Origin of the sequence: Paraburkholderia sp. EG304 (assembly GCF_046543485.1) — a bacterium.
In the GTDB taxonomy this organism is placed as follows: domain Bacteria; phylum Pseudomonadota; class Gammaproteobacteria; order Burkholderiales; family Burkholderiaceae; genus Paraburkholderia; species Paraburkholderia youngii.
The window spans coordinates 1-744 of record NZ_JBKGUA010000266.1; the positions used below are offsets into that span (position 1 = coordinate 1).

1 protein-coding gene is annotated in these 744 nt (G+C 61.2%); it reads left to right on the forward strand.

What is annotated here, in order from left to right:
- Window positions 1-744 (forward strand): AMP-binding protein (locus tag ACLFKU_RS43780; protein WP_410853393.1); only part of this gene is annotated, 744 nt, incomplete at both ends.

Here is a 744-nt window from a genome sequence, read left to right on the forward strand (position 1 = left end):
TGGATCTCGACACGGCAACGCCGGCCTGGGCGAACCTGCCGGCCTCCGATCCGGACCCGCGCGCGCTCGGCCTGAGCGCGCGCCACCTCGCCTATGTGATCTACACCTCGGGATCATCAGGCACGCCAAAGGGCGTCGAAATGCCCCACGGGTCGCTTATGAATTTGCTTTGGTCCTCGCCGGAGCTTGGTGCACCAAAACGACGCACACTTCAGTTTACGACTTTGAACTTCGACGTCTCGTTCCAGGAATTGTTCAGTTGCTGGAGGGACGGCGGGCTACTCGTGCTCGTGCGGGAAGAGACCCGTGCCGACTTCTCCGCGTTGCTGGACTTTGTGTGGAGAGAAGGGATCGAGCGGCTTTTCCTCCCATTTGTAGCCTTGACTCATTTTGCGGAAGTCTGGTGCGCTCGAGGGGCGCTGCTGCCCTCTTTGAGGGAAGTCTATACAGCGGGTGAGCAATTGCGAGCCACCCCCGAGCTCAGGTCGTTCTTCGAAAATCACCCGAGGGCGAGATTGATAAATCAGTATGGGCCCACGGAAACCCACGCAATCACGGAGCACCGTCTCGCGGCTGATCCATCATGCTGGCCGCAATTGCCTCCCATTGGGCGTCCAATCGCGAACACGCGGGTGTATCTTCTGGACGGTCATGGCGCGCCTGTTCCGTTCGGGGCGGTGGGAGAGCTTTACATTGGCGGGGCCGGCGTTGCGCGCGGGTATCTGAACCGGCCGGAGCTGACGG